Source organism: Rodentibacter mrazii, assembly GCF_001998825.1.
Taxonomy (GTDB): Bacteria; Pseudomonadota; Gammaproteobacteria; order Enterobacterales; family Pasteurellaceae; genus Rodentibacter; species Rodentibacter mrazii.
Genome location: NZ_MLHG01000109.1, coordinates 1 through 6,056 on the forward strand (window position 1 = coordinate 1; position 6,056 = coordinate 6,056).

Consider the following 6,056-nt stretch of genomic DNA (forward strand, 5'->3'; position numbering starts at 1 on the left):
TAACAAGATTTTTTAAAAAGTTCCCATTTTTAAATTTATTTTTTGTAAAGAACATAAAAAATATAAATGTCTATCTTTTATACAAATCAAAGCATTTCCGGTGGATAACTATAGCTCATAATCTCCCCTTTTCCATTCTGCCAACCAATTTGGGCAATCGTTGCCGGATAAAAACTAATCGGATTTCGTTTACCATAAAGCTCTGCAACAATTTCCCCGACTAATGGTAAATGTGAAATAAGAAGAATGGAATCAATTTTTTCCTTTTCCAACACTGATAGATAATCTATAACTAATTCTGCCGATCCATAAGGTGTAATCCCTTGCCAAATTTCTAAGTGAGATTGTAGCGCTGAATCAAATGCTAAATTAACCTGTTCAAAAGTTTCCAAAGCACGTTGATAGGGGCTTACTAATATACGGTTAAATGGAAGTGCGGTTGATCTTGCATTATTTTTCAACCACTCGCCTTGGGCAAAAGCTTGTTTCTTTCCATATTCTGTTAAACGACGCTCTTTGTCAGTCTTCGCCATCACTTCGGCTTCACCATGGCGCATAATAAAAATTTTCATATTGTATTGCTTTCCTAATTAAAATAAAAACTGACCGCTCTTTTTTTGAGCGGTCAATAAGACTAGTTTGTTTTCACTGCCTCAGCAATTTCTTCCGCACATTGCTGTGCAAGTTCACCGTCTTGGCATTCTACCATCACACGAATTAAAGGCTCTGTACCGGATTTACGCAATAGAATTCGTCCTTTACCTTCTAAACGTTTTTCTACATCTGCCGCAACAGCTTTCACTGCCTCACTCTCTAATGGATTTTCCCCTCCGCCAAAACGCACATTAATTAAGACCTGAGGGAATAATTTTACTGCGCTAGCCAATTCATTAAGTGAAAGTTTATGTTGAACCATTGCGGTCAATACCGCTAATGAAGCAATAATACCGTCTCCCGTAGAATTTTTATCAGAAATGATAATATGACCGGAATTTTCACCACCAAGCGTCCAATTATTATCCTGCATTTTTTCAAGAACATAACGGTCGCCTACATTAGCGCGCAAAAACGGTACGCCTAGCATTTTTAATGCAATCTCAAGGCTCATATTACTCATTAATGTCCCTACTACACCACCTTTTAATTGACCGGAACGCAGTGCTTCACGGGCAATAATAAAAAGAATTTGGTCACCATCTACTTTATTCCCAAGGTGATCCACCATCATAATTCGGTCTCCATCCCCGTCATAAGCCAGACCAATATCCGCTTTCACTTCCAAGACTTTTTCTTGTAATACCCGAACATCCGTTGCACCGCATTTTTCATTGATATTCACACCGTTAGGTTCCGTACCAATTTCAATTACTTCCGCACCGAGTTCACGCAATACATTAGGTGCAATATGATAAGTGGCGCCATTGGCACAATCTACTACAATTTTGTAGCCTTCTAATCCTAAATGGGCAGGAAACGTACCTTTACAAAATTCAATATAACGCCCTGCTGCATCATTAATACGGCGAGCTTTACCCAATTCAGCCGATTCGACACAATCCATTGGCTGTTCAAGCATCGCTTCAATGGCTTCTTCAATTTCGTCCGGCAATTTCGTTCCCTGCGCAGAGAAAAATTTGATGCCATTATCATAGTAAGGATTATGAGAGGCTGAAATAACAATACCCGCTTCCGCACGAAAAGTTCTGGTTAAATAAGCAATTGCAGGGGTTGGCATTGGTCCCGTAAAAGCAGCGGACAAACCGGCTGCGGCTAAGCCTGCCTCTAACGCAGATTCCAACATATAGCCGGAAATACGGGTATCTTTACCAATTAAGACTGTTTTTGATCCTTGTGAGGCTAGTACTTTACCTGCCGCCCAACCTAATTTTAATGCAAAATCAGGCGTAATCGGATAAGTACCGACTTTACCACGTACACCATCCGTACCGAAATATTTACGATTTGCCATAATAAATTCCTTTATTTCTCAATTTTTTCTAAAAAATTAGGCGTTTTCTGTCGCCTGCCAAATTTTGAGCATATCAGACGTTGCCGCCACATCATGCACACGTAAAATCTTTGCCCCTTTTTGAGCAGCAATCAATGCCCCGGCAACACTTCCAATCACTCTCTCGTCAACGGGCTTCTCCAACACCGCACCAATCATTGATTTGCGTGATAGTCCCGTAAGCACAGGATATCCCTCTTCACAAAATATGCTGAGTTGTTGTAACAATTTATAGTTGTGTTGAACCGTCTTACCAAATCCGAATCCCATATCCCAAATTAAATTTTCTTTTTTTATCCCTGCTGAGATACATTCTTCGGAACGTTGACGTAAAAAGGCGAGAACATCCTGCACAACATCTTTATATTGAGGATGAGCTTGCATTGTCCTTGGTTGCCCTTGCATATGCATAATACAGATAGGCAAACCCAATTCTGTTGCAACTTGTAATGCTTTCGGCTCTTGTAAAGCTCGAATATCATTGATTAAATCCATCCCCACTTTTGCCGCCTCCTGCATCACAATAGCCTTAGAGGAATCCACCGAAATCCAACAGTCAAAACGTTGGTGCACGGCTTCTACTAAGGGCACAACCCGTTGCAGTTCTTCCTGCTCAGACACCTCATCTGCCATCGGGCGTGTTGATTCACCGCCAATATCAATAATACTTGCTCCTTCATTCAGCATTTTTTCTACTTGAAATAATGCTTTATCAAGGCTAAAAAATTTTCCGCTATCAGAAAAGGAGTCCGGTGTGAAATTTAAAATCCCCATGATCTGAGGAGATGATAAATCAAGGGATTTTTGGTTTGCGTAAAGTTTCATAAAGTGCGGTTAATTTTTAGAGTGAATTTGAGAGTGAAATTATAACGAAATATGCTAAGGAAAAAAATCATTCGATAAAAATAAAGCCTTCCCTGTTAGGAAGGCTTTATTCAATTATTCAGAATCTTGCGTTTTTTCGACCGCACTTTCCGATTTGTTTTCAGAAGCAACATTTGAATAAGCCGCTTGTGAAGTTTGCGGTTCTTCCCAGCCTGAAGGCGGTGTGACCGGCTCACGCTTCATTAATTGCTTAATTTGCACTTCTTCGATGGTTTCATATTTCACAAGTGCGTCTTTCATCGCATGTAAAATATCCATATTATCAATCAGAATTTGTCTCGCACGCTCATAATTACGCGTTATGATTGCACGAACTTCTTCATCGATCACATGAGCAGTTTCATCAGACATATGTTTTGCTTTTGCCATCGAGCGACCTAAGAACACTTCCCCTTCATCTTCGGAATAAAGAATCGGGCCAAGTTTTTCTGAGAACCCCCATTGCGTCACCATATTACGGGCAATATTGGTTGCCACCTTAATATCATTAGAAGCGCCGGTAGAAATATTTTCTTCACCATAAATTAAATCTTCCGCCAAACGTCCTGCATAAAGGGTAGACAGTTTACTCTCTAATTGTTTTTGGCTAATGCTGACCTGATCCCCTTCCGGTAAGAAGAACGTAACCCCCAATGCACGACCTCGAGGAATAATGGTCACTTTATGAACAGGATCATGTTCAGGCACTAAATACCCCACAATGGCATGGCCTGCCTCATGATAAGCCGTCGATTCTTTTTGTTTCTCCGTCATAATCATGGTGCGGCGTTCCGGCCCCATATTAATTTTGTCTTTTGCTTTTTCAAACTCAAGCATGGAAACTTTACGTTTATTATTACGGGCGGCAAATAGCGCAGCTTCATTGACAAGGTTAGCCAGATCCGCACCGGAATAACCCGGTGTACCACGAGCTAATGTCATGGCATCAACATCATCAGCCAACGGTACTTTGCGCATATGTACTTTTAAAATTTGCTCACGGCCTTTTACATCCGGCAATCCCACCACAACTTGACGGTCGAAACGCCCCGGACGGGTTAATGCTGGATCCAATACATCTGGACGGTTAGTTGCGGCAATAACAATCACCCCGTCGTGACCACCGAAACCATCCATTTCAACAAGCATTTGGTTAAGGGTTTGCTCACGCTCATCATGACCGCCGCCTAAACCGGCACCACGTTGACGACCCACTGCATCAATTTCATCAATAAAGATTAAACAAGGGGCATTTTTCTTCGCTTGTTCAAACATATCGCGTACACGGGAAGCCCCCACACCGACAAACATTTCAACGAAATCAGAACCCGAAATAGTAAAAAACGGCACTTTAGCTTCACCGGCAATGGCTTTTGCCAATAAGGTTTTACCGGTACCCGGAGGCCCTACCATCAAAATTCCTTTTGGAATTTTACCGCCTAAATTTTGGAATTTGGTCGGATCACGTAAGAAATCAACAATTTCGCCGACTTCTTCTTTTGCTTCATCACAACCTGCCACATCGGCAAAAGTCACTTTGATTTGATCTTGGCTTAACATTTTTGCGCGGCTTTTACCAAAGCTCATCGCCTTGCCGCCACCGCCTTGCATTTGACGCATAAAGAAAATCCACACGCCCACAAGAAATAACATTGGAAACCAAGAAATTAAAATTTGTGAAAGTAAACTACGTCTTTCAAACGGCGTACCCTCTACTTTCACTTTCTTACTTAATAAATCATCAAGTAATTTCTTATCTTCCAATGGCGGCATGACAGTCATGTATTTTGAGCCATCGTTTTTTGTTACCGTAATTTCATTGGTATCAAAACGCGCTTCTTTTACTTGACCATTGCTCACATCGTAAACAAACGTCGTGTAATCGGTGGAGTTTTCTACCGAATTAGAATTGAAACTCTGGTAAGCAGTCATCATAACAACCGCCACTACGATCCAGAGTACCAAATTTTTGACCATATCGTTCAAAGTTTAACCTGCCTTTCCTAAGTTAAAGTTAATAAATTCACCACAAAGATACTATATATCGCAAACGATGAAAAGGTATCAAAGCAATTCGCCTTTATAGCCCGTAGCCACAATATAAACTTCACGGGAACGTCCACGCGAAGCCTCCGGTTTACGCACCTTTACCACACTAAATAAAGCTCGAATTTCGCGTAAATATTCATCAAAGCCTTCTCCTTGAAATACTTTGACGACAAAACTTCCTTTGTTCGCCAGAACCTGTTTACACATATCTAACGCCAATTCAACCAGATACATAGCACGCGGGATATCCACCGAGGGCATACCGCTGAAATTAGGTGCCATATCCGACATCACTACATCCACCTTCGCTTCGCCTACACGTTCAAGCAATGCATTGAGGACATTTTCATCACGAAAATCGCCTTGTAAAAAATCAACCCCGACAATGGGATCCATTTCTAAAATATCGCAGGCAATCACTCGTCCTTTACCACCAATTTGGCTCACAACATATTGTGACCATCCACCCGGTGCGGCCCCAAGATCGACAACCGTCATTGCCGATTTAAATAATTTGTCCGTTTGCTGAATTTCATCAAGTTTAAAATAAGCACGGGAACGCAGTTTTTGCTTATGTGCTTTTTGTACAAACGGATCTTTAAAATGTTCGTTTAGCCAACGAGAAGAACTCGCCGAACGTTTTTTCTTTCCCATGATTTATGTCTTTCGTACTATTTTTTGTAGTAGTTTCGCCTATATTTGGGTACAATCTGCCAAATTCAAGACTTGATGAGCCTAAAAACAGAGAAAATCTCTGTTTTTTCTGACCGCTCTTTTTATTATTCGTATTCATTTATAGGATTCCTTATGACAACCTTATCAACCAAACAAAAACAATTTTTAAAAGGCCTTGCACACCATCTAAACCCTGTTGTTATGCTCGGTGGCAATGGTTTAACCGAAGGCGTACTTGCCGAAATCGAAAACGCACTGAATCACCATGAACTTATTAAAGTAAAAATTGCTGGTGCCGATCGTGAAACCAAACAATTAATTATTGATGCTATTGTTCGTGAAACCCAAGCTTCAAATGTTCAAACCATCGGGCATATTCTTGTGCTTTACAAACCTAGTGAAGAGAAGAAAATACAACTTCCACGGAAATAATTTAGATTAAAGTGCGGTAAAAAATGAC

General features: G+C 40.8%; 6 protein-coding genes. 1 reads left to right on the forward strand and 5 read right to left on the reverse strand.

From position 1 onward, the window contains the following. Nucleotides 1–86: 86 nt before the first annotated feature. From sixA to rlmE, 5 genes are all read right to left on the reverse strand, one after another. A complete protein-coding gene (gene sixA, locus BKK47_RS11795) occupies nucleotides 87–572 on the reverse strand; it encodes a phosphohistidine phosphatase SixA (protein WP_077495015.1) in 486 nt (161 codons plus the stop codon). 62 nt (nucleotides 573–634) lie between these two features. Beyond that, nucleotides 635–1,969: a phosphoglucosamine mutase gene (gene glmM, locus BKK47_RS11800; protein ID WP_077495016.1), complete on the reverse strand. Its 1,335-nt coding sequence runs from the start codon at nucleotides 1,967–1,969 to the stop codon at nucleotides 635–637. Nucleotides 1,970–2,005: 36 nt separating this feature from the next. After that, complete coding sequence (gene folP, locus BKK47_RS11805) at nucleotides 2,006–2,833, reverse strand: dihydropteroate synthase (protein WP_077495017.1); 828 nt, start codon at nucleotides 2,831–2,833, stop codon at nucleotides 2,006–2,008. 114 nt (nucleotides 2,834–2,947) lie between these two features. Further along, complete coding sequence (gene ftsH, locus BKK47_RS11810) at nucleotides 2,948–4,849, reverse strand: ATP-dependent zinc metalloprotease FtsH (RefSeq protein ID WP_077495018.1); 1,902 nt, start codon at nucleotides 4,847–4,849, stop codon at nucleotides 2,948–2,950. Nucleotides 4,850–4,936: 87 nt separating this feature from the next. Next, complete coding sequence (rlmE, locus tag BKK47_RS11815; RefSeq protein WP_077495019.1) at nucleotides 4,937–5,575, reverse strand: 23S rRNA (uridine(2552)-2'-O)-methyltransferase RlmE; 639 nt, start codon at nucleotides 5,573–5,575, stop codon at nucleotides 4,937–4,939. A gap of 153 nt (nucleotides 5,576–5,728) precedes the next feature. Between rlmE and yhbY the strand changes: the two genes are divergently transcribed. Then, entirely contained in the window at nucleotides 5,729–6,028 is a 300-nt protein-coding gene (yhbY, locus tag BKK47_RS11820) for a ribosome assembly RNA-binding protein YhbY (RefSeq protein ID WP_077495020.1), read from the forward strand. The last annotated feature ends 28 nt before the right edge of the window (nucleotides 6,029–6,056 follow it).